This is a genomic window from Billgrantia saliphila (genome assembly GCF_002930105.1).
Classification (GTDB): Bacteria; Pseudomonadota; Gammaproteobacteria; order Pseudomonadales; family Halomonadaceae; genus Halomonas; species Halomonas saliphila.
In genome coordinates, this window is record NZ_PJRN01000005.1 from 45,052 (window position 1) to 72,049 (window position 26,998).

At 65.7% G+C, this 26,998-nt stretch carries 28 protein-coding genes; 9 read left to right on the forward strand and 19 right to left on the reverse strand.

Annotated features, from left to right (window positions below; translation table 11 throughout):
• Nucleotides 1–24: 24 nt before the first annotated feature.
• Nucleotides 25–822, reverse strand: a complete 798-nt coding sequence (locus CYJ07_RS07160) for a thiazole synthase (RefSeq protein ID WP_104203001.1) — start codon at nucleotides 820–822, stop codon at nucleotides 25–27.
• 63 nt (nucleotides 823–885) lie between these two features.
• Nucleotides 886–1,086, reverse strand: a complete 201-nt coding sequence (thiS, locus tag CYJ07_RS07165; RefSeq protein WP_104203002.1) for a sulfur carrier protein ThiS — start codon at nucleotides 1,084–1,086, stop codon at nucleotides 886–888.
• 104 nt (nucleotides 1,087–1,190) lie between these two features.
• Here thiS and CYJ07_RS07170 point away from each other — a divergent pair, with 104 nt between their 5' ends.
• A complete protein-coding gene (locus CYJ07_RS07170; RefSeq protein ID WP_104203003.1) occupies nucleotides 1,191–1,571 on the forward strand; it encodes a DUF423 domain-containing protein in 381 nt (126 codons plus the stop codon).
• A gap of 36 nt (nucleotides 1,572–1,607) precedes the next feature.
• Here CYJ07_RS07170 and CYJ07_RS07175 read toward each other — a convergent pair whose 3' ends face one another.
• Together CYJ07_RS07175 and CYJ07_RS07180 are read right to left on the reverse strand one after the other, a co-directional pair.
• Nucleotides 1,608–2,021: a PaaI family thioesterase gene (locus tag CYJ07_RS07175; protein WP_104203004.1), complete on the reverse strand. Its 414-nt coding sequence runs from the start codon at nucleotides 2,019–2,021 to the stop codon at nucleotides 1,608–1,610.
• 258 nt (nucleotides 2,022–2,279) lie between these two features.
• Nucleotides 2,280–4,454 carry a malate synthase G gene (locus CYJ07_RS07180; protein WP_104203005.1) on the reverse strand — a complete coding sequence of 725 codons (2,175 nt, stop codon included), beginning with the start codon at nucleotides 4,452–4,454 and terminating at the stop codon, nucleotides 2,280–2,282.
• A gap of 311 nt (nucleotides 4,455–4,765) precedes the next feature.
• Between CYJ07_RS07180 and CYJ07_RS07185 the strand changes: the two genes are divergently transcribed.
• Together CYJ07_RS07185 and CYJ07_RS07190 are read left to right on the forward strand one after the other, a co-directional pair.
• Complete coding sequence (locus tag CYJ07_RS07185; protein WP_104203185.1) at nucleotides 4,766–5,749, forward strand: alpha/beta hydrolase; 984 nt, start codon at nucleotides 4,766–4,768, stop codon at nucleotides 5,747–5,749.
• Nucleotides 5,743–6,225, forward strand: coding sequence for a hypothetical protein (locus CYJ07_RS07190; protein WP_104203006.1), 483 nt, complete (start codon nucleotides 5,743–5,745; stop codon nucleotides 6,223–6,225). Before CYJ07_RS07185 ends, CYJ07_RS07190 begins: the two co-directional genes overlap by 7 nt.
• A 17-nt stretch (nucleotides 6,226–6,242) precedes the next feature.
• On the opposite strand, the gene CYJ07_RS07195 is transcribed toward CYJ07_RS07190, so the two are convergent.
• The 3 genes from CYJ07_RS07195 to CYJ07_RS07205 form a co-directional block, all read right to left on the reverse strand.
• Entirely contained in the window at nucleotides 6,243–7,298 is a 1,056-nt protein-coding gene (locus CYJ07_RS07195) for a sodium:calcium antiporter (protein WP_104203007.1), read from the reverse strand.
• Nucleotides 7,299–7,426: 128 nt separating this feature from the next.
• Nucleotides 7,427–8,932: a YifB family Mg chelatase-like AAA ATPase gene (locus CYJ07_RS07200; RefSeq protein ID WP_104203008.1), complete on the reverse strand. Its 1,506-nt coding sequence runs from the start codon at nucleotides 8,930–8,932 to the stop codon at nucleotides 7,427–7,429.
• Between the two features lie 75 nt (nucleotides 8,933–9,007).
• On the reverse strand, nucleotides 9,008–9,334 hold the full coding sequence (locus CYJ07_RS07205; protein WP_104203009.1) for an accessory factor UbiK family protein: 327 nt from the start codon (nucleotides 9,332–9,334) through the stop codon (nucleotides 9,008–9,010).
• A gap of 287 nt (nucleotides 9,335–9,621) precedes the next feature.
• On the opposite strand from CYJ07_RS07205, the gene CYJ07_RS07210 reads away from it, so the two are divergent.
• From CYJ07_RS07210 to glnK, 3 genes are all read left to right on the forward strand, one after another.
• On the forward strand, nucleotides 9,622–9,960 hold the full coding sequence (locus tag CYJ07_RS07210) for a P-II family nitrogen regulator (RefSeq protein WP_104203010.1): 339 nt from the start codon (nucleotides 9,622–9,624) through the stop codon (nucleotides 9,958–9,960).
• Nucleotides 9,961–9,996: 36 nt separating this feature from the next.
• The gene (locus tag CYJ07_RS07215; RefSeq protein WP_104203011.1) at nucleotides 9,997–11,325 is read left to right on the forward strand and encodes an ammonium transporter; all 1,329 of its coding nucleotides are present in this window, start codon (nucleotides 9,997–9,999) and stop codon (nucleotides 11,323–11,325) included.
• A gap of 134 nt (nucleotides 11,326–11,459) precedes the next feature.
• A complete protein-coding gene (glnK, locus tag CYJ07_RS07220) occupies nucleotides 11,460–11,798 on the forward strand; it encodes a P-II family nitrogen regulator (protein WP_104203012.1) in 339 nt (112 codons plus the stop codon).
• A gap of 240 nt (nucleotides 11,799–12,038) precedes the next feature.
• On the opposite strand, the gene CYJ07_RS07230 is transcribed toward glnK, so the two are convergent.
• Nucleotides 12,039–12,815, reverse strand: coding sequence for a ferredoxin--NADP reductase (locus CYJ07_RS07230; RefSeq protein ID WP_104203014.1), 777 nt, complete (start codon nucleotides 12,813–12,815; stop codon nucleotides 12,039–12,041).
• Between the two features lie 151 nt (nucleotides 12,816–12,966).
• Between CYJ07_RS07230 and CYJ07_RS07235 the strand changes: the two genes are divergently transcribed.
• Entirely contained in the window at nucleotides 12,967–13,893 is a 927-nt protein-coding gene (locus CYJ07_RS07235; RefSeq protein ID WP_104203015.1) for a LysR family transcriptional regulator, read from the forward strand.
• Nucleotides 13,894–13,927: 34 nt separating this feature from the next.
• On the opposite strand, the gene CYJ07_RS07240 is transcribed toward CYJ07_RS07235, so the two are convergent.
• The 6 genes from CYJ07_RS07240 to phnD form a co-directional block, all read right to left on the reverse strand.
• Nucleotides 13,928–15,991, reverse strand: coding sequence for a methyl-accepting chemotaxis protein (locus CYJ07_RS07240; RefSeq protein ID WP_104203016.1), 2,064 nt, complete (start codon nucleotides 15,989–15,991; stop codon nucleotides 13,928–13,930).
• Between the two features lie 94 nt (nucleotides 15,992–16,085).
• Complete coding sequence (locus tag CYJ07_RS07245; RefSeq protein ID WP_104203017.1) at nucleotides 16,086–16,514, reverse strand: host attachment protein; 429 nt, start codon at nucleotides 16,512–16,514, stop codon at nucleotides 16,086–16,088.
• Nucleotides 16,515–16,606: 92 nt separating this feature from the next.
• Complete coding sequence (phnE, locus tag CYJ07_RS07250; protein WP_104203018.1) at nucleotides 16,607–17,416, reverse strand: phosphonate ABC transporter, permease protein PhnE; 810 nt, start codon at nucleotides 17,414–17,416, stop codon at nucleotides 16,607–16,609.
• Complete coding sequence (gene phnE / locus CYJ07_RS07255) at nucleotides 17,410–18,228, reverse strand: phosphonate ABC transporter, permease protein PhnE (RefSeq protein WP_104203019.1); 819 nt, start codon at nucleotides 18,226–18,228, stop codon at nucleotides 17,410–17,412. Before phnE (CYJ07_RS07255) ends, phnE (CYJ07_RS07250) begins: the two co-directional genes overlap by 7 nt.
• Nucleotides 18,215–19,024: a phosphonate ABC transporter ATP-binding protein gene (gene phnC, locus CYJ07_RS07260; RefSeq protein WP_104203020.1), complete on the reverse strand. Its 810-nt coding sequence runs from the start codon at nucleotides 19,022–19,024 to the stop codon at nucleotides 18,215–18,217. Before phnC ends, phnE (CYJ07_RS07255) begins: the two co-directional genes overlap by 14 nt.
• Nucleotides 19,025–19,081: 57 nt before the next feature.
• Nucleotides 19,082–20,089, reverse strand: a complete 1,008-nt coding sequence (gene phnD / locus CYJ07_RS07265) for a phosphate/phosphite/phosphonate ABC transporter substrate-binding protein (RefSeq protein WP_104203021.1) — start codon at nucleotides 20,087–20,089, stop codon at nucleotides 19,082–19,084.
• Between the two features lie 153 nt (nucleotides 20,090–20,242).
• Here phnD and CYJ07_RS07270 point away from each other — a divergent pair, with 153 nt between their 5' ends.
• Together CYJ07_RS07270 and CYJ07_RS07275 are read left to right on the forward strand one after the other, a co-directional pair.
• Nucleotides 20,243–20,833, forward strand: a complete 591-nt coding sequence (locus tag CYJ07_RS07270) for a histidine phosphatase family protein (RefSeq protein ID WP_231489561.1) — start codon at nucleotides 20,243–20,245, stop codon at nucleotides 20,831–20,833.
• 120 nt (nucleotides 20,834–20,953) lie between these two features.
• Nucleotides 20,954–21,385, forward strand: coding sequence for a hypothetical protein (locus CYJ07_RS07275; RefSeq protein WP_104203022.1), 432 nt, complete (start codon nucleotides 20,954–20,956; stop codon nucleotides 21,383–21,385).
• Between the two features lie 119 nt (nucleotides 21,386–21,504).
• On the opposite strand, the gene CYJ07_RS07280 is transcribed toward CYJ07_RS07275, so the two are convergent.
• The 5 genes from CYJ07_RS07280 to CYJ07_RS07300 all read right to left on the reverse strand — a co-directional run bounded on the left by CYJ07_RS07280 (nucleotide 21,505) and on the right by CYJ07_RS07300 (nucleotide 26,927).
• Entirely contained in the window at nucleotides 21,505–22,233 is a 729-nt protein-coding gene (locus CYJ07_RS07280) for an amino acid ABC transporter ATP-binding protein (RefSeq protein WP_104203187.1), read from the reverse strand.
• Nucleotides 22,234–22,283: 50 nt separating this feature from the next.
• Nucleotides 22,284–23,384, reverse strand: a complete 1,101-nt coding sequence (locus tag CYJ07_RS07285) for an amino acid ABC transporter permease (RefSeq protein ID WP_104203023.1) — start codon at nucleotides 23,382–23,384, stop codon at nucleotides 22,284–22,286.
• 10 nt (nucleotides 23,385–23,394) lie between these two features.
• Complete coding sequence (locus CYJ07_RS07290; protein ID WP_104203024.1) at nucleotides 23,395–24,585, reverse strand: amino acid ABC transporter permease; 1,191 nt, start codon at nucleotides 24,583–24,585, stop codon at nucleotides 23,395–23,397.
• Between the two features lie 111 nt (nucleotides 24,586–24,696).
• Nucleotides 24,697–25,725 (reverse strand): amino acid ABC transporter substrate-binding protein, encoded by a 1,029-nt coding sequence (locus tag CYJ07_RS07295; RefSeq protein WP_104203025.1) that lies wholly within the window; start codon nucleotides 25,723–25,725, stop codon nucleotides 24,697–24,699.
• Nucleotides 25,726–25,901: 176 nt separating this feature from the next.
• On the reverse strand, nucleotides 25,902–26,927 hold the full coding sequence (locus tag CYJ07_RS07300) for an amino acid ABC transporter substrate-binding protein (RefSeq protein ID WP_104203026.1): 1,026 nt from the start codon (nucleotides 26,925–26,927) through the stop codon (nucleotides 25,902–25,904).
• Nucleotides 26,928–26,998 lie beyond the last annotated feature (71 nt).

Consider the following 26,998-nt stretch of genomic DNA (forward strand, 5'->3'; position numbering starts at 1 on the left):
GGAAAATCGCTGGGCTCGGATGGGTCAGCCGTTGATGCGGCCGGCAAAGGGAGAGGAGGGGTCGGCGGTCTGGCGGCGCGGCATGCGGCCGGCGAGAAACGCCTCGCGACCGGCCTCGACGGCTTTTTTCATGGCGCTCGCCATCAGCACCGGCTGGCGGGCGTGGGCGATGGCCGAGTTCATCAACACGCCGTCGCAGCCCAGCTCCATGGCCATGGCGGCATCGGAAGCGGTGCCGATCCCGGCATCGACCAGCACGGGCACGCTCGCCTGTTCGATGATCAGACGAATGTTGTGCGGGTTCTGGATACCGTGGCCGGAGCCGATCAGCGAGCCCAGCGGCATGACCGCGCAGCAACCCAGGCGCTCGAGTTCCCTGGCGACGATAGGGTCGTCGCTGGTGTAGACCATGACGTCGAAGCCGTCGGCGAGCAACTCTTCGGCCGCCTTGAGGGTCTCGGTCACGTTGGGGTAGAGCGTCGAGTCGTCGCCCAGCACCTCGAGCTTGACCAGCTTGTGCCCGTCAAGCAGCTCGCGGGCCAGCTTGCAGGTGCGCACGGCATCCTTGGCGGTGTAGCAGCCGGCGGTGTTGGGCAGCAGGGTAAAGCGATCCGGCGGTACCACATCGAGCAGGTTCGGCTGGCCGGCGTCCTGCCCCAGGTTGGTGCGACGCACGGCGAAGGTGACGACTTCGGCGCCCGACGCGGCGATGGCGTCGGCCGTCTCGTCGAAGTCCTTGTACTTGCCGGTGCCGACCAGCAGGCGGGAAGTGAAGGCGTGGCCGGCAATCCGCAGCGGCTGGTCCTGGAAGAAGTCTGTCATTCGCGTATGCCTTTCTCTGGTCCGGGGTCCGGGATCGGAAGCGATTGCGCGGGGCGGCCCGCGCTAGCCGCCACCGATGGCGTGGACAATCTCGATGCGGTCGCCGTCGGTCAGCCGCGTGGTGTCGTGCTCACTCTTGGGCACGATCTCTTCGTTGCGCTCGACAGCGATACGACGGCCTTTCAGGCCGAGGCTGTCGATCAGCTGCGCCACCGTGAGGCCGGCGGCGAGGTCCTTGGCCTCACCGTTGAGCTGGATCTGCATGGCATCCTCTCTACGTTGACAGGTGTCGCGGGGGCGTATTGTAGCCGGTTCGCGCCCCCCGCGGTACGGTAGGTGACGAACCCACCTCATACAGGAGCAGCGCGATGCAGGACCGATTCTGGTGGAGCGGCGTGGCGCTGTCGGGCGCCCTGGCGGTGATAGCGGGCGCTTTCGGCGCTCACGCCCTGCAGGGCCAGCTATCGCCGCGCCTGGTCGCCGTCTTCGAGACAGGCGTACGCTACCAGGCGTGGCACACCCTGGCGATGCTGGGCGTGCTGGCCTGGCGCGCCTCGCGCCCTTACCGCGGCCAATGCCTCGCACTGGCTCTTTGGACAACGGGAATGCTGCTGTTCTCCGGCTCTCTTTACGCCCTGGCCCTGACCGGTGTGCGCGGCCTGGGCATGATCACGCCGTTCGGCGGACTGTTGCTGATCGGCGGCTGGCTGACGCTTGCGGTGTGCGCACTGCGCGCCAGGCCGGCCTAAGCCGAATACTCGAGCGCAAGGACATTAGAAGAACGCTCAGTCGGCGTCGGGGATGGCATAAGTCGCCGTCACATGCGCTACGGGGCGCTCGTCCCCGGCGGAGAAGAGCTGCACCTCACCCACCGCCAGGCGTCGACCTAGCTTGATGACACGGGCATTGGCGATCAAGTCGCGATCGCCGCGGGCGCGGCGCAGGAAGTGGCAGTTGAGGTCGGTGGTCACGGCCATCGGCTCAGGTCCGATCTGGGCCAGGATCGCCACGTAGAGGCAGACGTCGGCCAGTCCCATCATGGTCGGCCCGGAGACACTGGAGCCGGGGCGCAGATGCTCGTCCTCGATGGCCAGGCTCATGGTCGCCCGCATGTGGTCGACCCCCTCGATGGTACCCTCGCGCTGGGGGAATACCTCGTCGAGAAAGTCCTCGATGGCGGCGGCGGTCATCACGGTCATCTGCGGGCTCCTGGGCATGCTGGTCGGGGCGGGTCGCCGACACGAAACGGCGACGCTCAGTCAACATAACCCAAAGCGCCCCGGGCGGGTACCCGGGGCGCTTAACGGCCACACTCTTGGCTACGAGCTACGAGCTACGAGCTACGAGCTACGAGCTACGAGCTACGAGCTACGGATAGCAGTGTATACGCTACGCTGCCCGAAGCCCGAAGCCCGAAGCCCGAAGCCCGAAGCCCGAAGCCCGAAGCCCGAAGCCGATTATTTCGCCTTGTGTACGGCGCGCCAGTGGTGCAGCAGCGGCTCGGTATAGCCGGCCGGCTGCTCGCGGCCCTTGAAGACCAGGTCGCTGGCGGCCTGGAAGGCGCTGGAGTTGGCGTAATCGGCCGACATCGGCGTATAGGCCGGGTCTGCGGCGTTCTGCTCGTCGACCACCTTGGCCATACGCTCCAGGGTTTTGCGCACGCGCTCGGCATCGACCACGCCGTGGTGCAGCCAGTTGGCGATGTGCTGGCTGGAGATCCGCAGCGTGGCGCGGTCCTCCATCAGTCCCACGTCATGGATGTCCGGCACCTTGGAGCACCCCACGCCGTGCTCGACCCAGCGCACCACGTAGCCGAGGATGCCCTGACAGTTGTTGTCGAGCTCCTGCTGGATCTCCTCGTCGGACCAGCCGGCCTTCTCGGCCACCGGTACGGTGAGCAGGTCGTCGAGCAGGTCGGGCTCGCCCTTCTCCTCCAGTTCGCGCTGTATCTCAGTGACGTCGATCTGATGGTAATGCAGCGCGTGCAGGGCGGCGGCGGTGGGCGACGGTACCCAGGCGGTGTTGGCACCGGCCTTGGGGTGGCCGATCTTCTGCTCGAGCATGGCGGCCATGAGATCCGGCATGGCCCACATGCCCTTGCCGATCTGGGCGCGACCGCGCAGGCCGCAGGCCAGGCCGACCTGGACGTTGTTGCGCTCGTAGGCGCCGATCCAGGCGGCATTCTTCATGTCACCCTTGCGAATCATCGGGCCCGCTTCCATGGCGGTGTGCATCTCGTCGCCGGTGCGGTCGAGGAAGCCGGTATTGATGAACACCACGCGCGAGGCGGCCTCGGCGATGCAGGCCTTGAGGTTGACCGAGGTGCGACGCTCCTCGTCCATGATGCCCATCTTCAGCGTGTCGCGAGCCAGGCCGAGCAGGTCTTCGATGCGGCCGAACAGAGCGCTGGAGAAAGCGACCTCCTTGGGGCCATGCATCTTCGGCTTGACGATGTAGACCGAGCCCTGGCGCGAGTTGCGCGCCTCACCTTCGCCCTTCTTCAGGTCGTGCAGGGCGAGCAGGCTGGTGACGATGCCGTCGAGGATGCCCTCGGGTAGTTCGTTGCCGTCGGCGTCGAGCACCGCCGGCGTGGTCATCAGGTGACCGACGTTGCGCACGAACATCAGCGAGCGCCCGGGCAGGGTCAGGCTGCCGCCGTCCGGCGTGGTGTAGGTACGGTCGCCATTTAGGCGACGGGTGAAGGTCTTGCCGCCCTTCGCCACCGGCTCGGACAGATCGCCCCGCATCAGGCCCAGCCAATTGGTGTAGACGCCGACCTTGTCCTCGGCGTCCACCGCGGCCACGGAGTCCTCGCAGTCCATGATCGCGGTCAGCGCGGCCTCGACCAGCAGGTCCTTGACGCCGGCCGGGTCGGTCTTGCCGATCGGATGGTCGGGATCGATCTGAATTTCCAGATGCAGGTCGTTGTTGGCCAGCAGGATCGCCTCGGGGCTGGCGGCATCGCCATGGTAGCCGACCAGCTTGCCCGGCTCCTTCAGCCCGGTCTCCTGGCCGTCCTTCAAGGTCACCGCCAAGTGACCGTCGCGCAGGACATACTTGATGGCATCGCGGTGCGAGCCGGTAGCCAGCGGCGCGGCCAGATCGAGCACGCCGCGGGCGTAGGCAATGACCTTCTCGCCGCGCTTGGGGTTGTACTCGGCGGTCTTCTCGGCGCCGTCCTCCTCGGAGATGGCATCGGTGCCGTAAAGGGCGTCGTAGAGGCTGCCCCAGCGCGCGTTGGCGGCGTTGAGCGCATAGCGCGCGTTGCTTACCGGCACCACCAGCTGCGGCCCGGCCTGGATGGAGACCTCACGATCGACGTTGGCGGTGGAAACCGTGACCTGGGACGGGGCCTGGGTCAGGTAGCCGATCCGCTCGAGGAAGTCGCGGTAGGCGGACATGTCGCGTACCGGGCCGGGATTCTCGCGATGCCAGGTGTCGAGCTGCGTCTGCAGCCGGTCGCGTTCGGCCAGCAGTTCGCGATTCTTCGACGCCAGGTCGTGGAAAATGGCGTCGACGCCGGCCCAGAAGGCATCGGCTTCGATACCGGTACCCGGCAACGCCTGCTCATTGATGAAGCTGTCCAGTTCGGCAGCTACCTGTAGGCGATGGCGCGTGACGCGTTCGGACATGAAAGATCTCCTCGTGCGGGAGGGCAGGTAGCGTGCTGTTCCGCCTGCCACCATGTTGGGGTCGTGGGGGGTGATACCACTGCGATGGCGCCAATTTTGTGGAAAACTGTTCCACATGTAAACCCGAGGCAGGGTCAACCACACTAGACATAGGGTTTAGATCATGGGTTCTGACCAACTGGTCAGCTCCGATTGCCACTGATGCCGCTTTTCGCCTCGCTAGCCGGCATCCCCGCGGGTAAACTTTCCTGGCCACGCGGAATCACATCGTAGGAAGGGCAAGGAATCGCCGTATGCCGCTGGAGACTGCCATGACCGACTTTACCCCCCTGCAGGCCCTGGGGCCGATCGCCCCCCTCAGGTCGGATGGCGAGCCGCCGCTGAGCGATTATCTCGCGCACTATGGATTGGCTCCCCTGCTCACCGAACGCGTCGGTCTCTACGTCGGTTACCTGGGGACGGACCGCTATCGGCTATGGACCCAGGTCTGGCGACCGGAACATGCCATCGGCACGATCTTCGTGGTACATGGCTACTTCGATCATCTGGGGCTCTACCGACATCTGCTGGAGCGCCTGCTGAACTGCAGCTGGCAGGTCGTCTTGTGGGACCTGCCCGGCCACGGGCTCTCCAGCGGTCGGCGTGCCTGCATCGATGACTTCGCCCATTACGGCGAGTGCCTGCACGCCCTGCAGGCCCAGCTTCGGGAGCGCGACCTGGCCCCTCGTCCCTGGATCGGCATTGGCCAGAGCACCGGCGCGGCGATTCTCGCCACCGACGCCCTGACCCATCCCGACGACGGCCGCTGGGCCGGCCTGGCGTTGCTCGCGCCGCTGGTGCGCCCGCTGGGCTGGCCTCAGGCGAGCTGGCTGCACCGATTGGTCGGCCCCTTCATGCGCAGCGTGCCGCGCAAGTTCCGCGCCAACTCCACCGACGCCGAATTCGCCGCCTTCCTGCGTGAGCACGACCCGCTCCAACCCGACCATATCTCGCTCAACTGGGTCGGCTCCATGCGCCGCTGGATGCCCCAGCTGCTCGCCCTACCGCCCTGCGAGCTGCCGACACTGATCCTGCAAGGCGAGCAGGACCTCACCGTGGATTGGGAATGGAACCTGGGCGTGCTCGAGCGCAAGTTTCCCAACGCCCGCATTCATCTCCATCCCGAGGCGCGCCATCACTTGGTCAACGAGGCCGCACCGATACGCGAAACGCTATTCGCCGTTCTGGACAATTTCGTCGCCGAGCTGGCGTCCGGCGATAGCGCCCGCTCCCGGGAACCGCTGCATCGATGCTGAGGTCCCTCGCCCTGGCCGCTATGCTGGCCCTGTTTCTGGCCGGCTGCGCCGGCCAGCCCCCCGAGCCCGATCCCGTGCGCCGCGCCCTGCAGAACCTGAGCGACCGAGCCGTCGACCGTGTCCTCCAGGTGGAGGCGCTGCAGCCGCCCGAAGACCAGGTACTGTTGCTGGTTGCGCCCGAGGTGGATACCAGCCTGGGCATCGAGAGCGAACGCTTCCTGGAAAACCTGACCCGAGCCCTGCTCGGCGTTTCCGACGGCCCCCAGGTGATCGACTGGCGGCCTGCCATGAGCGGCGAGGGGCGCTCGCACCAGTGGAAGCTGGAGAGTCGCCTGGAGGCCACCGCACCGAGGCTGACACTTTCCGACCGCGACCTGCTGCCCTACCGCCTGACGCTGACGCTCCATCACCCGGACAAGGAGGGCGCCGTGTGGCAGACGGATATCGACGGCGCGTTCGACGCCACGGCACTGTAGCCGCGCGGGAGGTACGGCTAGGGGGAACGCCCGCCCTCGCCGCCGATCAGCACCATGGCGATGCCGAGCAGGTAGCAGGCCAGGATGGCCACGCTCTCGAAGCCGATTCGCCCTGGCCCCTGCTCCTCGCGCCGAATCAATCCGACCAGCAGGATGCCGGTCATGAGCAGCGACAGCGCGATCCATAGCGACACCGAGTCCGGCATGGCGTGATAGATCGAGCCCTGACGATAGGCCAGGTCGGAGGCGGCGGCGAACAGCGTGTCGAAGGCATTGCCGCCGATGATGCCGGCAACCGCCAGGGTCAGGGCGCCGCGTCGCACCGCGGCGACCGTGGTCACCAGCTCCGGCAAGGAGGTCGCCACCGAGGTCAGCAGGATACCGATCGCCGCCTGATCGAGGCCGGTGGCATCGGAGAGGGCCGTGGCGCTGCGCTCCATCAGCCAGCCGGCCGTTCCCATCGTCGCGGCGAGCGCGACGAACGCCAGCCATAGCCGGGGCAGCGAGCGCCTCGCCGATGCGGCATCCGGCTCGTCGACGCGCGTCTCGAGGGTCTGGGCGGGACTCCACATGGGGTCGAACTGCGCCTGGTTGATCAGACGCAGGCCGAACAGGTAACCGAAGAACAGCAGCGGTGTGATCGGGTGGACGTGCCAAAGCGTCAGCTCCGGCGAGAAGCGTCCCACCAGCAGCAAGGAGAGCAGGCAGAGCAGCAGCGCTCCCTGCAGCAGGTTGCCGAGGGAGGCCGCGGCGTGCTCGAGATTGGCGCGTCGGTAGGAGACGTCGGCGATGGTTAGGAACAGGGTCTGGGCGGCGATGCCGCCCAGTGCGTTGCTCATTGCCAGTTCCGCGCGCCCGCTCCAGGCCGCCGAGACCGAGAGCACGATGCCCGCCAACGAGGTCGCGAGCCCCAGCAGCACCGCTCCGGCGATCGCTTCCCCCAGGCCGGTGCGGTCGGCCAGCTCGTCGACGATGCGCGCCAGCCGCGTTCCCGCCACGCCGATCACCGCCGCCGTGGCGATGAACAGGGCCACGGCCAGCGGCAGCGATAGGCTTGCCGGGCTCAGGAACATGCGACAGATAGAGGGTGGCGGCTAGGGGGCGGCAGCATGTTGCGCATGGGGTCTCCCTGATGACGGTCGCCTGGGCGCGCCATCGCCATGGCGACCCGCTCTTCAGCGTAGCCTCGCTGCAGCCTTCCTCAACCCTGGCGCAGCTGTCGATCGAGCTGGCGGTAGCCGATCGCCTCCATCAGTTCGCCGCGCTCCGGATGCGGCTTGGCCGCCAGGTCGGCCAGGGTCAGCGCCACCCGCAGCACCCGATGGTAGGCGCGCGCCGATAGCCGCAGACGTTCGAGCACGCCGGCCAGCCAGGCGCGGTCGGCCGTCGACAGAGCGCAGGCCGCTTCCAGCTCGCGTCCGCCCAGGTGGGCGTTGAGAGCGCCCCGCGCGTATTGCCGTTCGCGCGCTGCCATGACCCGGGCACGCACCTCGGCCGAGCTTTCGCCCACGTCGCGCGACGTGAGCTGCTCCGGCGGCAACGCCGGCACTTCGATCTGCAGGTCGATGCGGTCGAGCAGCGGTCCGGAGAGCCGTGACTGGTAGCGCTGGATCTGCGCCGCGGAGCACTGGCAGGCCTGACGCGGGTCGCCCAGGTGCCCGCAGGGGCAGGGGTTCATCGCCGCCACCAGTTGGAAGCGCGCCGGGAAGCGACGTTCGTGATTGGCCCGAGCGATGTGGATGCGCCCCGACTCCATCGGCTCGCGCATCACCTCGAGCACGTGACGGCTGAATTCGGGCAGTTCGTCGAGGAACAGCACGCCATGGTGGGCCAGCGAGATCTCGCCCGGGCGTGGCCAGGAACCGCCTCCTACCAGGGCCACGGCGCTGGCGGTATGGTGGGGCGCACGAAACGGCCGACGCCCCCACTGCTCGGCCAGCGGCAGACCGCACACCGAGCGGACAGCGGCCACTTCCAGCGCCTCGTCCTCGGTGAGTGGCGGCAGGATGCCGGGCAGGCGGCTGGCCAGCATGGTCTTGCCGGTACCGGGCGGGCCGGCGAACAACAGGTTGTGCGAGCCGGCCGCGGCGATCTCCAGCGCGCGGCGCGCCTGGTGCTGGCCGCGTACCTCGGCGAGATCGCCTTCGATGCCGTGGGCGACGGGGGGCACCGCGAGACGGTGCGCGGCGATCGGCGTCTGGTTTAGCAGATGCCCCATCACGTCGAGCAGGTGATCGGCCGGCAGCACCTGCAGGTCCCCGGCGAGCGCCGCCTCGTCGGCGTTCTCGCGCGGCACGATCAGCTTGCGCCCGGCCTTGCGCGCCGCCATGGCCAGCGGCAACACTCCCGTTATCGGGCGCAGCCGGCCATCCAGCGCCAACTCACCAACACTTTCGATACCCTCGATCGCCTCGCCCGGCAGCTGGCCGGAAGCGACCAATATTCCCAGTGCGATGGGCAGGTCGAAGCGCCCGCCGACCTTGGGGAGGTCGGCGGGCGCCAGGTTGAGCACGATTCGACGGGTATTGGGGAAATCGAAGCCGGCGTTGGTGAGGGCGCTGCGCACCCGCTCGCGGCTCTCCTTGACGGCGGCCTCGGGCAGGCCGACCAGTGTCATGCCCGGCAAACCATTGGCCAGGTGTACTTCGACCAGCACCTCGGGCGCTTCCAGCCCCAGGCCGGCCCGCGTGGCAACGATTGCCAGCATCTTGCGGTCCCTCGCAGTCCATTAGCGTAAGGGGGAGATACTAGCACTATGCCGCAGCGAGCTCTCCACGCTGGCTCAGCGGTTGTCGGATAAGCCGTTCTTGCTTCCCTTGTCGTCCTCGGGCAGCCCGAGGTTCGCCCGGGGCGCGGGGGTGTCGCGCGCCGCCAGCGCCTTCTCCAGCGCCTCGACCTGCTGCTCCAGCGCCTCGACCCGGATGCGCGTGCGCTGCATCACGTCCATGAGAATGTCGAAATCCTCCCGCGAGACCAGCTCCAGGCGGTCGAAGGCGCCGCGCACCACCTGCTGTATCCCCTTCTGAAACTCCTCCGGGGCCTGGGCCGCTCCCTGAAGGCGCTCGCCCAGTTGTTGGGCCAGTCGGCTGATGGGGTCCTGATTCGCCATGGTGCGTTTCTCCTGTGCACGGATCGTTGCCTACAGGATACGCAAGGGTCGAGCCTCTCGCATTCGATTCTCCCGCCCCGTGGTGGAGCGCCTGCACCGCACACGGGCACCACTCTGGTGCATGGGCTCCGTTGCCTGTGCGCCATTGCAGCGCACGGCCGGCAATAAATGACGCATAACCCATTGACCATATAAGCAAAATGTCATTCTGGCACGGTCCGAGCATGCCGCGTTGTATAGCCGGCTGGCGAACCTCGCCGCCCCCTAATCCAGCAGGGAGAAACGCGATGAAGCTCATCACTGCCATCATCAAGCCATTCAAGCTCGACGACGTGCGCGAGGCGCTGGCCGACAACGGCGTTCAAGGCATTACCGTCACCGAAGTCAAGGGTTTCGGTCGCCAGAAAGGCCATACCGAACTTTATCGCGGCGCCGAATACGTGGTCGATTTCCTGCCCAAGGTCAAGGTCGAGGTCGCCGTGGACGACTCGCGGGTGGAGGGCGTGCTCGACGCCATCTGCAGCGCGGCCAACAGCGGCAAGATCGGCGACGGCAAGGTCTTCGTGACTCCGCTGGAGGATGTCATCCGCATCCGTACCGGCGAGCGCGGCGCCGACGCCGTTTAAGCCATAAGCCATAACAAGCGCAACGGAGGGATTCCCATGAGTGACCTTGCAGAGCTGAGCTACGCGCTCGACACCTTCTATTTCCTGATCTGCGGCGTGCTGGTGATGTGGATGGCCGCCGGTTTCTCGATGCTCGAAGCCGGGCTCGTGCGGGCCAAGAACACCGCCGAGATCCTGACCAAGAACATCGCCTTGTTCGCCATCGCCTGCACCATGTACCTGCTGGTGGGCTACGCCATCATGTATTCGAGCGATGCCGGCGGCATCCTGCCCAACCTGGGCGTGCTGATCGGGAGCGAGAATGGCGTCGACGCGGTCACCGCCGGTGGCGAAGACGCTCCCTACTATTCGATGCGCGCCGACTTCTTCTTCCAGGTGGTGTTCGTCGCCACCGCCATGTCGATCGTCTCCGGCGCCGTGGCCGAGCGCATGAAGCTGTGGGCCTTCCTCGCCTTCGCCGTGGTCATGACCGGGGTCATCTATCCGGTCTCGGGTTACTGGACCTGGGGTGGCGGCTGGCTTTCCGAACTGGGCTTCTCCGACTATGCCGGCTCCGGCATCGTGCACATGGCCGGTGCCGCCGCGGCCCTCGCCGGCGTGCTGATCCTCGGCCCGCGCAAGGGCAAATACGGCAAGGACGGCAGTATCCACGCCATCCCGGGCGCCAACCTGCCGCTGGCCACCGTGGGCACCTTCATCCTGTGGATGGGCTGGTTCGGCTTCAACGGCGGCTCCGAGCTCAAGCTCTCCGACGTCGCCTCGGCCAACAACGTGGCGCAGGTGCTGGTCAACACCAACGCCGCCGCCGCCGGCGGAGTAATCGCCGCGCTGATTCTGGCCAAGCTGTGGTTCCGCAAGGCCGATCTGACCATGGCGCTCAATGGCGCCCTGGCGGGCCTGGTGGCGATCACCGCCGGACCGCTCACACCCTCGGCGCTGGGCGCCACGCTGATCGGTGCCGTCGGCGGCCTGATCGTGGTGGCCGCCATCGTCACTCTCGACAAGCTCAGGATCGACGACCCGGTCGGCGCCATCTCGGTGCACGGTGTGGTGGGCATCTGGGGTCTGCTGGCGGTGCCACTGTCCGACGGTGACGCCAGCTTCGGCGCTCAGATCGTCGGCGCGATCGCCATCTTCGCCTGGGTCTTCGCCGCTAGCCTCGGTGTGTGGCTGGTTCTCAAGACGATCATGGGCATCCGCGTCAGCGACGAAGAGGAGTACGAAGGGGTCGATCTCGTCGAATGCGGCATGGAGGCCTACCCCGAGTTCAGCGTTGCCAAGGTGTACGGTGGCAGCGGCGGCCGACCGCAGTCCGGCGGCTACGGTGTCGTTGCACCGACCGGTCAGCAACCCCACGTCGGGTAAGCGCCCATCAGCGGAAAAGGCTCCCCAAGGGGAGCCTTTTTTCTTCGCGCCAATGGCGGTGTATGCTTGAGCCCAACAGGGGCTTACACTGCGACGGCGCACCCGTCGCTCTTTTGGATACGAGGAAACAGACCATGAAGCTGGTGACCGCCATCATCAAGCCGTTCAAGCTCGACGACGTTCGCGAGTCGCTCTCGGAAATCGGGGTACAGGGCATTACCGTGACCGAAGTGAAAGGTTTTGGCCGCCAGAAGGGCCATACCGAGCTTTATCGCGGCGCCGAATACGTGGTCGACTTCCTGCCCAAGGTGAAGGTCGAGATCGCCGTCGACGACGACATGGCCGAACAGGTCATCGACGCCATCACCCAGGTCGCCAATACCGGCAAGATTGGCGACGGCAAGATCTTCATTACCCCGCTGGAGCAGGTCATTCGCATCCGTACCGGCGAGACCGGCAAGGACGCCGTCTAGGCCAGGTCGCGCTTATACATTCAGCAAGATTGGCGACGGCAAGATCTTCATTACCCCGCTGGAGCAGGTCATCGGAGAGCCGCACCTTCGCATCCGTACCGGCGAGACCGACAAGGATGCCGTCTAAGCCCGAAGCCCGAAGCCCGAAGTCAGCCCAAACCAAACCGCCTCCGTTGCAGAGCTGCGGAGGCGGATTTCCTTCCAGCCTCGAGCTGCTGGCAGCAGCTCGGGCGAAGCCGATCACTTCTCGACGAAGGCGCGCTCGATCACATAGTCACCCGGCTCGCCCATGCGCGGCGAGATGTTGAAGCCCAGGTCGTCGAGCAGCGCGCTGGTCTCGTCGAGCATTGCCGGGCTGCCGCAGATCATGGCGCGATCCTGTTTCGGATCCATCGGCGCCACGCCGGTGTCCTCGAACAGCTTGCCGCTGCGGATATGATCGGTGAGGCGTCCCATGGTATGGAACTCCTCGCGGGTGACGGTGGGGTAGTAGACCAGCTTCTCGCGGATGTCGTCGCCCAGGTATTCGTGCGCCGGCAGCTCCTTCTCGATGAAGTCGGCGTAGGCCAGCTCGCTGACGCTGCGCACCCCGTGCACCAGGATCACCTTCTCGAAGCGCTCGTAGACTTCGGGGTCCTGAATCAGGCTCATGAACGGTGCCAGGCCGGTGCCGGTAGAGAGGAAGTAGAGGTTGCGCCCCGGCAGCAGGTCGTCGGTGACCAGGGTGCCGGTTGGCTTGCGGCTGACCATGATCTGGTCGCCCACCTTGAGGTGCTGCAGGCGCGAGGTCAGGGGACCGTCGGGTACCTTGATGCTGAAGAATTCGAGGTGGTCCTCGTAGTTGGGGCTGGCGATGGAATAGGCCCGCATCAGCGGCTTGCCCTCGACCTCGAGACCGATCATCACGAACTGGCCGCTCTTGAAACGCAGGCTGCGCTCGCGGGTGGTGCGGAAGCTGAAAAGGGTATCGTTCCAGTGGTGGACGCTGAGCACGTCCTCCAGGGCAAACTTGCTCATGCCGGCTCCTTGATATTCCAGTAGCGAATAACGCCAAAGGCAATACGGTTTGTCTGGATTATAAGAGCGTCAGGTTTATCTGTTAATTGGATTGTATGGATATCGTTTATCTATACTCGTGATATAGATCAAAACCAGAGTCATCTTCCCCATGCATTTCACTCTGCGCCAGCTTGAAATCTTCGTCGCCGTGGCCCAGCACGAAAGCGTATCCCACGCCGCACGCGCGTTGTCGCTATCACAGTCGGCCACCAGCACGGCGCTGGCCGAGCTCGAGCGCCAGTTCGACTGCCAGTTGCTGGATCGAATCGGCAAGCGCCTGCGCCTCAACGCCCTGGGTTTCCAGCTACTGCCCAAGGCCGTGGCGCTGCTCGACCGCGCCGAGGAGATCGAGGAAATTCTGCACGGCCAGCAGGGCATCGGATCACTCGACGTGGGCGCTACCCTGACCATCGGCAACTACCTGGCGACGCTGCTGATCAGCGATTTCATGCAACGCCACCCGGGCAGCCGGGTGCGGCTTGCGGTGCGCAATACCCGGGAGATCGTCGATCGCGTCCGCCAGCACGAGCTGGACCTGGGGCTCATCGAGGGGCACTGCGAGGAGGAGGACGTGATCACCCAGCCCTGGGTGGAGGACGAGCTATCGATCTTCTGTTCGCCGCGCCACTCGCTGGCCGGCAAGGGGCCGGTGGAACTCGACCGGCTGCTGCGCGAAGCCTGGATCATGCGCGAGCAGGGCTCGGGCACCCGCATGACCCTGGAGCAGGCCGCCCGCCATCGGCGCGGGCGCTTCAATACTCTGCTGGAGCTGGAACACACGGAAGGCATCAAGCGGGCGGTGGAATCGGGGCTCGGCATCGGCTGCGTCTCGAAGCTAGCGCTGCGCGACGCCTTCCGCCGTGGCAGCCTGGTGCCGATCCCCACGCCGGAGCTCGATCTGAGCCGCCAGTTCGCCTTCATCTGGCACCGTCACAAGTACCTGGCCACCGGCATGCGCGAGTTCCTGCGCCTGTGCCGGCAGATGACCGAGGGGATCCGGCGCAGCGACGAGATCGACCTGCCCACGGTACCCTAGGGGAAAGGGCGGCTGGCGCCGCCCCGTCTGCCCGCTAGCCGTTGTCGCGCAGGGTGAATCCCCCCACTACTCGGGCCAGGCGATCGGCCTGCTCGCTCAGGCGTTCGGCGGCGGTGGTCGATTCCTCCACCAGCGCCGCATTCTGCTGGGTCATGCGATCCAGGTCGGCGACCGCCACGCTGACCTGGCCGATGCCATCGCTCTGCTCGCGCGCCGCCACGCTGATTTCGTTCAGCATGCTGGCCACCCGGTTGACGCTGGCCATCAGCTCGCCCATGGTCTCGCCGGCCCGTCCCACCAGCTCCGTACCAGCGACGACCCGCTGGGTCGAGGCCTCGATCAGTGAACGGATATCGCGCGAGGCCTCCGCGCTGCGGGTGGCGAGCTGGCGCACCTCGCCGGCCACCACGGCGAACCCTCGGCCGTGCTCGCCGGCCCGTGCCGCCTCGACCGAGGCGTTGAGCGCCAGCAAGTTGGTCTGGAAGGCGATGCCGTCGATCACCTTGACGATCTCGCCGATCTTGCCCGACGCCTGGCTGATCTCGCTCATGGTCTCGACGACCTGGCCCACCGTCTCGCCCGATCGCTGCGCCACGTCGGCCGCCGACTTCGACAGGCCGTTGGCTTCGCGCGACGAGGCCGAGGTGTGTTCGACGGTAGCTGAGATCTCTTCCATCGACGCCGAGGTCTGCTGCAGGCTGGCGGCGGCCTGCTCGGTGCGCCGCGAGAGGTCCTCGCCACCGCTGGCGATCTCACTGGCCGCCAGGCGCACCGACTCGCTGCTGTCGCGCACGTCGAGCAGCACGTCGTGGATCTTGTCGACGAAGGCGTTGAACTGGGTAGCCAGCTCGGCGCCCTCGTCACGACCGCGAACCGGCAGCCGCTGGGTCAGGTCGCCGTTGCCGGTGGCGATCTCGCGCATGCGCTCGGCCAGCAGGCGCAGCGGACGCGAGACCCGGGTGCCGACCCACCACAGCGCGGCGAGCCCCAGGGCGGCCAGGACCAGGCCGACCAGGGCCATGCCCAGGGTGTCGGCGCGGCGCTGTTCCTGCAGCACGTCCTGAAGCGCCAGGTCGCCCATGACCGCCTGCTCCGGAAGCCGGATCAACAGCGTCCAGGGCGCCTCGCTATCGCCGATGGTGAATGGCCGGTAGCGCTCCAGCATGCCGTCCCGCGTCATGCTCACGCTGGTTCCCTGCTCGCGCGCCCGCTCGATGGCGCTCATGACCTCGCCGGAGAAGGCTTCCTGGGCCGCCGCGCCGAGCCGGCCGGTGTCACCGGTATGTGCCACCAGCCCGCCGCGCCCGGCGATCAGGGCCATTTCGCCCGCGCCGTCGTAGAGCGAGAGGTTGGCCTGCACCAGCAGGTCCTGAATGAAGTCGAGCGCCAGATCGACGCCGGCCACGCCGCGAAACTCGCCGTCGACCACGATCGGCACGTTGAACGAGGTGACCAGCAGCGTCTCGCCGCCGTAGTCGTAGGGCGCCGGATCGATGATGCAGGGCGCGAGGGTCTCGCGTGGGCAGAGGTAGTACTCGCCTTCCCGCACGCCGCTGGCCAGAGGCGTCTCACTCTCCATGGTCCCGCCCAGCGGCAGCACCTCCACCGAATTCTCGTTGGCGCGGTACCACCACGGCATGAAACGGCCGCTGCCGTCGTAGCCCTCCGCCTCGCCGAGGTCCGCATACAGCGCATCGCGTCCGAAGGCATCCGGCTCCCAGCCGATGAAGGCATCCAGCAGCGAAGGATTCTCGATCACCGTCTGGCGCACCAGGTTGGAGAGCTCGCGGCGGCTCAGCGTCAAGGCGCGGCGGCCGCTGGCGTCCTGCTGCCCCATCAGGGCATTGGTATCGGCCAACTGGGTGGCCAGCGTCAGGGCATGCTCGAGTTCGCGTTGGATGCGTCCGGCCTCGGCGTCGGCCAGCACCGCCAGACGCGCATCGATGCCGCCTTCGAGCAGTTCGCGCGTGTGGGTCCCGACGGTCTGCTGGGTGCGCGCGGAGGAGAACAGGCCATAAAGGACCAGAGCGGCCACCACGACCAATAGACAGGGGCCGGCCAGCAGGAGAATGAACTGGCGGATCGATTTGACTTGCATGGGCGCTCTCGCTGGGAGGGATGCAATGCCGCACGCGTGTCGTACGGCCTGTTTCCTCTATCGGCAAGAGCGCCCGCAGCTTGAGGCGAAAGGCTCAGCGCAGGTCGCTGACCGCTTCCTGGATATCGGCCAGCGAGGCCTTGGTGAGGTCCTTGTCGACGCTATGCAGGATCAGCTTGCTCGTGGGCGCATCGAGCTTGTCGCGCAGCACCCCGAGGAAGCGCGGCGGGGCCACCAGTATCAGCTTCTCCATGTCGTTGCTGACGCGAGCCTGGTAGATACGCTGAGCGATCTCCTTGGCGAAGAGCTCCGCCTCGTGGTCCAGGGCCACGCTGTCGCCGCGGCTGGCACGTCGTGTATGGGACGTCGACTCGTCGACGCTTCCCGTGGTCCCGGTGACCAGATCCCCCTCGTGCAGGCGTCCTTCGCCGTGCACCAGGTTCTCCTTCTCTTCCAGCTTGCGTGCGTCGCGGGTGAATACGCGCGCCCGAGCGGCATCAGCGACCACGATATAGGTTGTCATAGCCTCTCCTTGCTGCCGATGGATGGAAAAGCCCGCAGGCGTTCCTTCTTCCCTGATCAACATGGCAAGCCCTGGAGACAGGGTCAACCAACCTAGATCACTCGTCGCCTCAACCAGCTGGTCACCGCTTCGCCGAACAGCACCAGGGCGATGATGGCCAGCAGGATGGTGGCCACGGTGCGCCAGGCGAAAGTATCGATCGAGCCCTGCAGGATCACGCCGATGCCGCCGGCCCCGACCAGCCCGAGCACGGTGGATTCGCGGATATTGATGTCCCAGCGCAGGATGACGATGGCGAAGAAGGCCGGCATCACCTGGGGCACGATGGCATAGGCCACTACCTTGAGCTTGGACGCGCCGGTGGCCTCCATGGCCTCCACCGGTCGACGGTCGATCTCCTCGATGGCCTCGCCCATCAGCTTACCGACGAAGCCGATCGAGCGGAACATGATCGCCAGGATCCCGGCCAGCACGCCGGGGCCGAAGATCGCCACGAACAGCAGCGCCCAGATGATGGTGTTCACCGAGCGGCTGGCCACCAGGATGAAGCGCCCCAGCCACAGGCAGACGCGATTGGGTGTGGTGTTCTGCGCCGCGATATACGCCACCGGCAGAGCGATGAACACGTTGAGCATGGTCGCTAGGGTGGCGATGTGCACTGTCTCGACCATGGCCAGGACGATCTCGCTCAGGCGCGCGGGGTCCGGTGGCCACATGCGCGCGCCGAGGTTCGAAATCTGATTGGGGGCATCCCATACCCAGGGCCAGAAGATGTCGATGTCCTTGACCGCCCAGACGATCAGCGTCAGCGTCAGCAGCATCGAGAAGAAGCGGACAAGGCGCTGGCGGCGGTCGTAACGCTGCCAGATTCGCGACGTCGGAGAAGCGGCGTGGTCTACCATATGCGTTTCCTTATCCAGCCGCTGATGCCTTCGCTGACCAGGATCATGGCGATGATCACCAGCAGGATGGCGAAAGCGAAGTCATAGTCGTAACGACCGAAGGCGTTCATCAGCGTGGCGCCGATGCCCCCAGCGCCGACGATGCCCACCACCGCGGAGGCGCGCAGGTTGCTGTCAAGCTGGTACATCGACAGCCCCACCTGGCGCGGCAGGATCTGCGGGAACACGGCATAGGTGAGGATGGCGAAGTAGCCCGCGCCGGTGGCCTTCATCGCCTCGACCTGACCCCAGTCGATCTCCTCGATCTCCTCGGCGAGCAGCTTGCCGACGAACCCGATCGAATAGACGGTCAGCGTCAGGACCCCCGCCAGCGGACCGAAGCCCACCGCGGCAACGAAGAGGATGGCGACGATCACCGGATGGAAGCTGCGCGAGACAATGATCACCGCCCGGCCGAACAGATAGACCGGCTTGGGTACGATATTCTTGGCCGCCATCACGGCGAACGGAATCGACAGCAACACGCCCAGCAGCGTGGCCAGGACGGCGATCTGCAGGCTCTCCTTGAAGCCGGTGAGCAGCAGTCCGCTACGCGAGAAATCCGGCGGAAAGCCGCCACCGAAGATGCGCGAGGCGCGCGGCAGCCCTTCGGCGATGCGCTCCCAGTTGAACGGCAGGCTGCCCAGCGCCCATACCAGATAAATCAACACGCCGAGCCACAGCCCGTAGCGCAGCCAGGGGTTGGCGATGAACGGCGGCTTGCGCCAGGCGCGCGTTGCCGATGCATCCCCGGCGGCGTCAGATCTGGCCATGCGACACTCCTTCGCCGGGCGTTCGCGATGGCGCCGCGGTGATCTCTTCCTCGGGCGCCTCGATACCGCCGTAGATGGCGTCCAGCGCCTCCTTGTCGAAGTCGCCGGGGGCGCCATCGAAGATCATCTTGCCATGGCGCAGACCGACGATGCGCTCGGTGTAGGCCTTGGCCTGGGCGACGTTGTGGATGTTTATCAGCACGGGAAGCGCAAGCTCCTGCGCCAGGCTCTGCAGCAGCTTCATGATCTGCTCGGAGGTGCGCGGGTCGAGCGAGGCCGTGGGCTCGTCGGCGAGCAGGATCTCCGGCTCCTGCATCATTGCCCGTACCACCCCGACCCGTTGCCGCTCGCCGCCGGAAAGCGCATCGGCGCGCTTGTTGGCGTAATGCGCGATGCCCACCCGCTCCATGAGTGCGAAGGCGCGCTCGATGTCCTGCTGCGGGTAGCGGCGAGTCACCGCCTGGTAGAGGCTCACGTAGCCGAGGCGACCGGCCAGCACGTTCTCCATGACCGTCAGCCGGTCGATCAGGTTGAAGCCCTGAAAGACCATGCCGATCTTGCGCCGCGCCCGCCGCAGCGCTCCGCCGCGCAGGTTGACCAGCTCGGTGCCGTTGAGCCGGATCGAGCCCGAAGTGGGCTCCACCAGGCGGTTGATACAGCGCAGCATGGTGCTCTTGCCAGCCCCGGAGGCGCCGACGATGGAGACGACACTGCTGCCCTCCACCACCAGATCGAGCTCCTTGAGTACCGGCTCGTCATTGCCGTAGCGCTTGACCAGCTTCGATATCTCCAGCATTCCATCCCCTCACTCAGCACACTGAGCATGCCCCCGAGATGCCCGGGGGCACGAGACTCACTCCTGTTCCAGGTTTTCGGGGGTGTACTCGACCCCGTTGGCCTCCTGGATAGTGCGGATGACCTTCCAGTGCTCCTGGTAGTTGATGGGGATGAACTTCTCGACGCCGTCGAACTCCTCACCCAGCTCGGTGCCTTCGAACTCGAAGCTGAAGAAGGCCTCCTCGATCTTGTCGACCAGATCGGGATGCAGGTTGTGCGCGTAAGTGTAGGAAGTGGTCGGGAAACGGTCCGACTCGAATATCATGCGCACCTCGTCCGGATCGTAGAGGCCACGATCGGCCATGCGTTCGACCACCTCCGAGGCGACCGGCGCGGCGTCGTAGTCACGCGCGACCACGCCCAGCATCGACTGGTCATGGCTGCCGGAGTAGATCACTTCGTAGTCCTCGTCGGGTACGACACCCAGTTCGGGGAACAGCGCACGGGGCGCTTGATTGCCCGAGTTGGAGGTCGGCGAGGTGTGCGCAACACGTTTACCCTTGAGATCCTCCATCTCCTCGATGTCCGAATCGACATGGGTGTAGACCTGCAGGGTGTAGCCGAACTGGCCGTCGTCGGAGCCCATCAGCGCGAAGGGCACGGCGCCGGCGAGGTTGACCGCGAACGGCGTGGGGCCGGTGGAGAAGCCGGCGATATGCAGCCGCCCGCTGCGCATCGCCTCGACCTGGGCCGAGTTGGACTGCACGGCGAAGAAGCGCACGTCGCGTCCGGTCACTTCCTGCAGGTGATCGATGAACGGCTGCCAGATGTCGCCATAGATGGCGGGGTCTTCCACGGGGGTGTAGGCGAAGATCAGCGTATCCGGGTCGACCCACTCCGATTCATCTTCGGGGCGGTCGGCGACCAGATCGCCATCCTCGTCGCAATAAAGGCTGTCCAGGTCACCGCGCTCGCAGTCGTCCTGGGCCTGCAGCGGGGCCGAGGCGAGCAGTGCCAGCGGTAGCAGGGAGGCGAAGGCCAACTGGGGAAGAGGATGTGGGAACAGCTTCTTGTCGATTGTCATGGCGTGACTCTCTATGCGCTCGGTTGTTATATGTGTATCCAGAATAGGCGAAAAGCCGCCTATGCTGGGCATTACTTGCTCGAAAGCGAACATTCAAGCGCTGCAATGGTCGCAAACGAAACTGACCTTCAATCTAGGTAGCATGACAACACGATGTCAATCCCGTTACAGTCCGCCCCGTCCCGGCGGTGCAATCGCTATCTGCTGATGCGCCATGGCCACAGCCAGGCCAATGCCCAGCAGCGCATCATCAGTACGCCGAGCCAGGGACTCCTGGCATTCGGCCTCTCCCGCCAGGGTGCGCAGGAGCTCGACGCACGGCTTGCCGACTGGCGCTGGCCCATTCCCACTCGCATCCTGCATTCGGATTTTCTGCGCACGACCGAGACCGCCGAACGAGTGGCCGCTCACTTCGGCCTCGAAGCACAACCGGAACCGCGCCTGCGCGAGCGGGAGTTCGGCGAATTCGAAGGAGCCTCGGATCGCCATTACCGTGACGTCTGGGCGCTGGATGCCCACGATCCGGAACATCGCGAATACGGCGTCGAAAGCGTGGCCAGCGTTGCCGCCCGCATGCAAGGGGTGATCGCCTCGCTGGAGAGCGCCCTGCGCGACGAGACCATCCTCTTGGTCAGTCACGGCGATCCGCTGCAGATCCTGCTCACCGCGCTCGAGGGCCGATTGCTGAGCGAGCATCGCGATCGCGAGTCGTTAGTGCCTTCCGGCGTTACTGTGCTGGAGTGAGCGTTACCTTCGCTTGCAAAAGGCAACAGCTGACCGCCGCGAACTTCTGGGGTAGCATCGGATGACCGTCATGGATGTCGGCACGTTCATCGTACCGCGATGCGTTCCCGGGAGGATCCGATGCGCCAGTTCCTGTTTCCCCGCCGCCCGTTGTCCCGCGGCACCCTGCTCGTCTCACACTGTCTGCTGCAGCTCGCCCTGCTCGGCATCGCGGCATTCTGGCTGCTGCCTCGCAGCCCCTGGTTCGACACCGCCGGCTGGGCAACGGCCTGGCCGACCCTGGCGCTGGGCGTCGGGCTATGGCTGGCCGTCGCCCTGGGCCTGCGCCTGCTGGTCGAGCTATGCCTGCTGCCGCACCATCTCGAGGCTCGAGTGGGGTTCGCCCCGCGCGACGTGGTTACCCGCTCGTTCGAACGCCGGCCAGCCGTGCACGGTACCGATGCGGCCTGGACCAGCGAGGCGCGTCCGCTCGAGACCGAACCCAGCGTGCTGGGCAGCGCCCGGACCATGCGCCCCGCGCAGCCGCTGAAGCCGCAGGGCACCGGTTGTTGACCGACTTCCTGCCCGCCCGCTCGCAGGACCATCACGCCGCTAACGCCAGCGGCGCCATGCCCACGGCAAGCCCGCCACGGCCGGTCCTGCGTTAGCGCAGACCCGGCCACGCGCATCCCTCAGTGACCGAGTATCTGGCTCAGGAAGAGCTGGGTACGCTCGGATTGTGGGTTGTTGAAGAACGGCTCGGGCGCGTTCTCCTCGATGATCTGGCCCTGGTCCATGAAGATCACGCGGTCGGCCACGGTCTTGGCGAAGCCCATCTCGTGGGTCACGCAGAGCATGGTCATGCCCTCCTCCGCCAGCTCCACCATGACGTCGAGCACTTCCTTGATCATCTCGGGATCGAGCGCCGACGTGGGCTCGTCGAACAGCATCACCTCGGGGTGCATGCACAGCGAGCGGGCTATCGCCACGCGCTGCTGCTGACCGCCCGATAACTGACCGGGATACTTGAGCGCCTGCTCGGCGATCTTGACCCGTTCCAGGTACTGCATGGCAAGCCGCTCCGCCTCGCGGCGCGGCTTCCTCTGCACCCATGTCTGCGCCAGGCAGCAGTTCTCCAGCACCGTGAGGTGCGGGAAGAGATTGAAGTGCTGGAACACCATGCCCACGCTGCGGCGTATCTGCTCGATGCGCTTGACGTCCTGGGTCAGCGGAACGCCACCGACCACGATCTCGCCGGCCTGGTGCTCCTCGAGGTGATTGATGCAGCGGATCAGCGTCGACTTGCCCGACCCCGAGGGCCCACAGATGACGATCCGCTCGCCACGCTGGACCTCCAGGTTGATATCGCGCAGCACGTGGAAGTCGCCGTACCACTTGTTGACGCCGCGCATCTCGACCATCGAGGTCTCGTTGCCGGCCTGGGTTGCTTGCTCAGTCATTGTTTACGTCCTTAACGCTTGTGGCCGGTGTGCAGTTTCCGCTCGAGATACTGGCTGTAGCGCGACATGCTGAAACAGAAGATCCAGAACATGAACGCGGCGAACACGTAGCCTTCCAGGGAGAAACCCAGCCAGCGGGAGTCCGACAGCGCTGCCTGCACGATCCCCAGCAGGTCGAACAGCCCGATGATCATAACCAGGGTGGTATCCTTGAACAGCGAAATGAAGGTGTTGACGATCCCGGGGATCATCATCTTCAGCGCCTGAGGCAGCACGATCAGCCCCATGCGCAGCCAGTAGCTCATGCCCAGCGCCGCTGCCGCCTCCTCCTGGCCGCGGGGAATCGCTTGCAGCCCGCCGCGGATCACCTCGGCCATGTAGGCGCTCTGAAACAGGGTGATGCCGATGAAGGCGCGAATCAGGCGATCGACGCTGACGCCGGTCGGCAGAAACAGCGGCAACATCACCGACGCCATGAACAGCACGGTGATCAGCGGTACGCCACGCCAGAACTCGATGAAGACCACGCAGAAGCTCTTGACGATGGGCATCTGCGAGCGTCGCCCCAGCGCCAGCACGATGCCGATCGGCAGCGCCCCAACCATGCCCACCACGGCCAGCACCAGCGTCAGCATCAGGCCGCCCCAGCGATGGGTCTGAACCAGCGGCAGGCCGAACAGACCGCCGTAAAGCAGCACGAAGGCGAGCAGCGGGAACACCACCAGCGTGGCCAACGCCACCCATCGCTTGAACGGCAGTCGCGGAATCGCCAGCCAGGCTATCAGTACCGCGAACACGCCGAAGGTCAGGTTAACCCGCCAGATCTCATCGCGCGGGTAGAGGCCATAGATGAACTGACCGATTCGCGCATTGACGAAAACCCAGCAGGCCCCTTCCCGGGAACAATCGTCACGGCTGGTACCGATCCAGTCGGCATCGATAAAGGCCCATTCGATGGTGGGCACCAGCAGCAGATAGAGCAGGTAGAAGCCCAGCAGGGTGAAGACGCTGTTCACCGGCCCGCTGAACAGGTTGGCGCGCAGCCAGGCAAGCGGACCCACGGTGTTCTTGGGCGCCGGGCGCGCCTCGATCATCTTGTGTTGAATTGTCATGGCGCCTCTCCTAGCGTTCCACCAGCGCCACGCGGGCGTTGAACCAGTTCATGAACATCGACACCAACAGACTGATGGTCAGGTAGACCGCCATGGTCATGGCGATGACCTCGATCGCCTGCCCCGTCTGGTTGAGGGTGGTGCCGGCGAACACCGAGACCAGGTCCGGGTAGCCGATGGCGGTGGCCAGCGAGGAGTTCTTGATCAGGTTGAGGTACTGGCTGGTCAACGGCGGAATGATCACGCGCAGCGCCTGCGGCACCACCACCAGGCGCAGCACCAGGTTCTGCGGCAGGCTCAGCGCCTGTGCCGCCTCGGTCTGGCCGTGGGGGATCGCCTGGATGCCCGAGCGTACGATCTCGGCGATGAACGACGCCGTGTAGATCGACAGCGCCAGCCACAGCGCCAGGAACTCGGGGATCACGGTGAAGCCGCCGCGAAAGTTGAAACCTCGCAGCTCCGGCACTTCCCAGGTCACGGGAACACCGGTGACGACCAGAACCAGCAGCGGCAGGCCGATGATCAGTCCCAGCGAGATCCAGCCCGCCGGCAGGCGCTTGCCGGTAGCCTCGTGGCGACGCTTGTTCCAGATCACCAGCACGATGCTGGCCACGACGGCAATCGCCAGGGCCAGCGGGATCAGCCCGAAACCGGACAGGAACTGCGGCTCGGGCAGAAACAGGCCGCGTACGTTGAGGAAGGCCACTTCGCCCAGCGTCAGGCTGTCGCGTGGACTGGGCATGGCGCGCAGCACGGCGAAGTACCAGAAGAATATCTGCAGCAGCAGCGGGATGTTGCGGAATATCTCGATATAGCCGCTGGCCAGCCGGGCGATCAGCCAGTTGGGCGATAGCCGGGCGATGCCGACGACGAAGCCGATCAGGGTGGCCGCCAGGATACCCAGCGCGGACACCACCAAGGTGTTGAGCAGGCCCACCACGAAGGTACGGCCATAGGTACTCTGCGACGAGTAATCGATCAGGCTCTGGACGATGCCGAAGCCGGCGGTATTGGTCAGGAAACCGAAGCCGGTGGTGATGCCGCGGGCCGCGAGGTTGGCCTGGGTATTGCCGACAATGTAGAGCAGGAAGACCACGACAGCGGCGATCAGCAGCACCTGGAAGATCAGCGCACGCTTGGCGCGATCACGCCAGAAAGGCGGTTTTGGGCCCACGGACTGGGCCTTGGGTCGAACAGACATGAAGGGACTCTCCGCCTGGATCCGTCAAGCAGTTGTCAAACCCCGACCCGGGGTGTCCGGGTCGGGGCACAGTTGGATCGAGGCACTTAAGCGGTGTCTCGGGCGGTTCGATCAGCGAATCGGCGGAGCGTACTGGATGCCGCCTTCGGTCCACAGGGCATTGATGCCGCGCTCGATCTGGAGCGGGGAGTCCATGCCCACGTTGCGATCGTAGCTCTCGCCGTAGTTACCCACTTGCTTGATGATGTTGTAGGCCCAGTCGGCGGAGAGCCCCATCGCCTCGCCGTAGTTGCCGTCGCGGCCGAGCAGGCGGGCGACATCAGGGTTGTCGGATTCGAGCATCTCGTCGACGTTCTCGCTGGTGATGCCCATCTCTTCGGCGTTGAGCATGGCGAACAGCGACCACTTGACGATGTTGAACCACTTGTCATCGCCTTGGCGCACCACCGGGCCCAGCGGCTCCTTGGAGATGATCTCGGGCAGGATGACGGACTGGTCCGGGTCGGAGAGCTGGATGCGCAGCGCGGCGAGCTGCGAAGAGTCGGAGGTCAGCACGTCGCAGCGGCCGGCCTCGTAGCCGCCCACGGTCTGCTCTGAGGTATCGAAGACGATGGGGTCGAACTCCATGCCGTTGGCACGGAAGTAGTCGGCCACGTTGAGCTCGGTGGTGGTGCCGGACTGGACGCAGATCGCCGCGCCGTCGAGCTCCGTGGCGCTGGAGACGCCCAGGTCCTTGTTGATCATGAAGCCGATGCCGTCGTAGAAGGTCACGCCGGTGAAGTTCAGGCCCAGGGTGGTGTCGCGGGTGGTGGTCCAGGTGGTGTTGCGCGAGAGCACGTCCACCTCGCCCGACTGCAGCGCGGTGAAGCGCTCAACGGCGTTCAGCGAGATGTAGCGTACCGCCTCGGAGTCGCCGAATACGGCGGCCGCCACGGCGCGGCAAACGTCGACGTCCAGACCCTGCCACTCGCCCTGATCGTTCGGTGCGGAGAACCCCGGCAGACCGTCGCTGACGCCGCACTGCAAGGTGCCGCGCTCGAGCGTGTTATCGAGTGTATCGGCGGACGCCATGGAAACGGTACCTACTGCCAGTGCCGCTGCGGAAGTGAGCAACAGCCACTTGTTCTTGTTGTCGCGCATGAAAGATCCCTCGTAGATAGATGTTGTGTCTTGAACGCTGCATGCCTGGGCATGTGCCAGCACCTTAGCAAGGTTTGTTCCAAGGCGGGGATAGCGCAGGCAAAACCCTTATTCAACGGTCGTGTCAAAGGATATCCGGCCGTTTGAGGCGCACCATGATGGTGCGCAAGTGCGTCTCAGCGCACCGGCGGCGCATATTGCAGTCCCCCCTCGGTCCACAGGGCATTCTGGCCACGCTCGATGCCGAACTCCGAACCAGCCCCGACATTGCGTTCGAACACCTCACCGTAGTTGCCGACCTGCTTGACGATCTGATAAGCCCAATCGGCGCCGAGCCCCATCGCCTCGCCGTAGTTGCCGTCACGCCCGAGCAGGCGAGCGATGTCGGGGTTGTCGGATTCTAGCCTCTCGTCGACATTGTCGCTGGTAATGCCCATCTCCTCGGCGTTGATCATCGCGAATAGCGACCACTTGACGATATTGAACCACTGGTCGTCACCCTGCCGCACCGCCGGCCCCAAGGGCTCCTTGGAGATGATCTCGGGCAGCACCACGGCGCTGGCGGGATCGTCCAGCTGCATGCGCTGGGCATGCAACTGGGAAGCGTCGGAGCTGAGCACATCGCAGCGCCCCGCCTCGAAGCCGTTGATGGACTGCTCCGGCGAATCGAAGACCACCGCCTCGTAGGTCAGGTCGTTGGCGCGAAAGTAGTCCGCCAGGTTGAGTTCGCTGGTGGTCCCCGACTGGGTGCACACCGCCGCGCCATCCAACTCCAGCGCGCTCTGTACGCCGAGGTCGCTTGCGACCAGGAACGCCTGGCCGTCGTAGTAGCTGATGCCGGTAAAGTTGACGCCCAGGGTGGTATCCCGGCTCGAGGTCCACGTGGTGGTTCGCGACAGCACATCCACCTCGCCCGACTGCAGCGCCGTGAAGCGCTCCACCGAGTCGAGCGGCACATAGTGCACCTTGCTGGCATCCCCCAGTACGGCTGCGGCAACGGCGCGACAGACGTCGGTATCCAAGCCTCGATAGGTGTCGTTCTCGTCCAGCGCTGAGAAGCCCGGCTGGGCGGCATTGACGCCGCACCTGACGCGGTCCTGTTCACGCACGTCATCCAGCGTGGCGGCGTGGGCCAAGCCACCCGCGCCGAGCGTCGCCAGCGCCACGGTGACCTGCCATCTGCGCGTGTTGTTATGATTCATGTCGCCTTCCTTCGCTAGTGGTGAGTCGTGGGTTGCCAGGCAACCCCTCGAGTCATCCTTAGCCTATATTG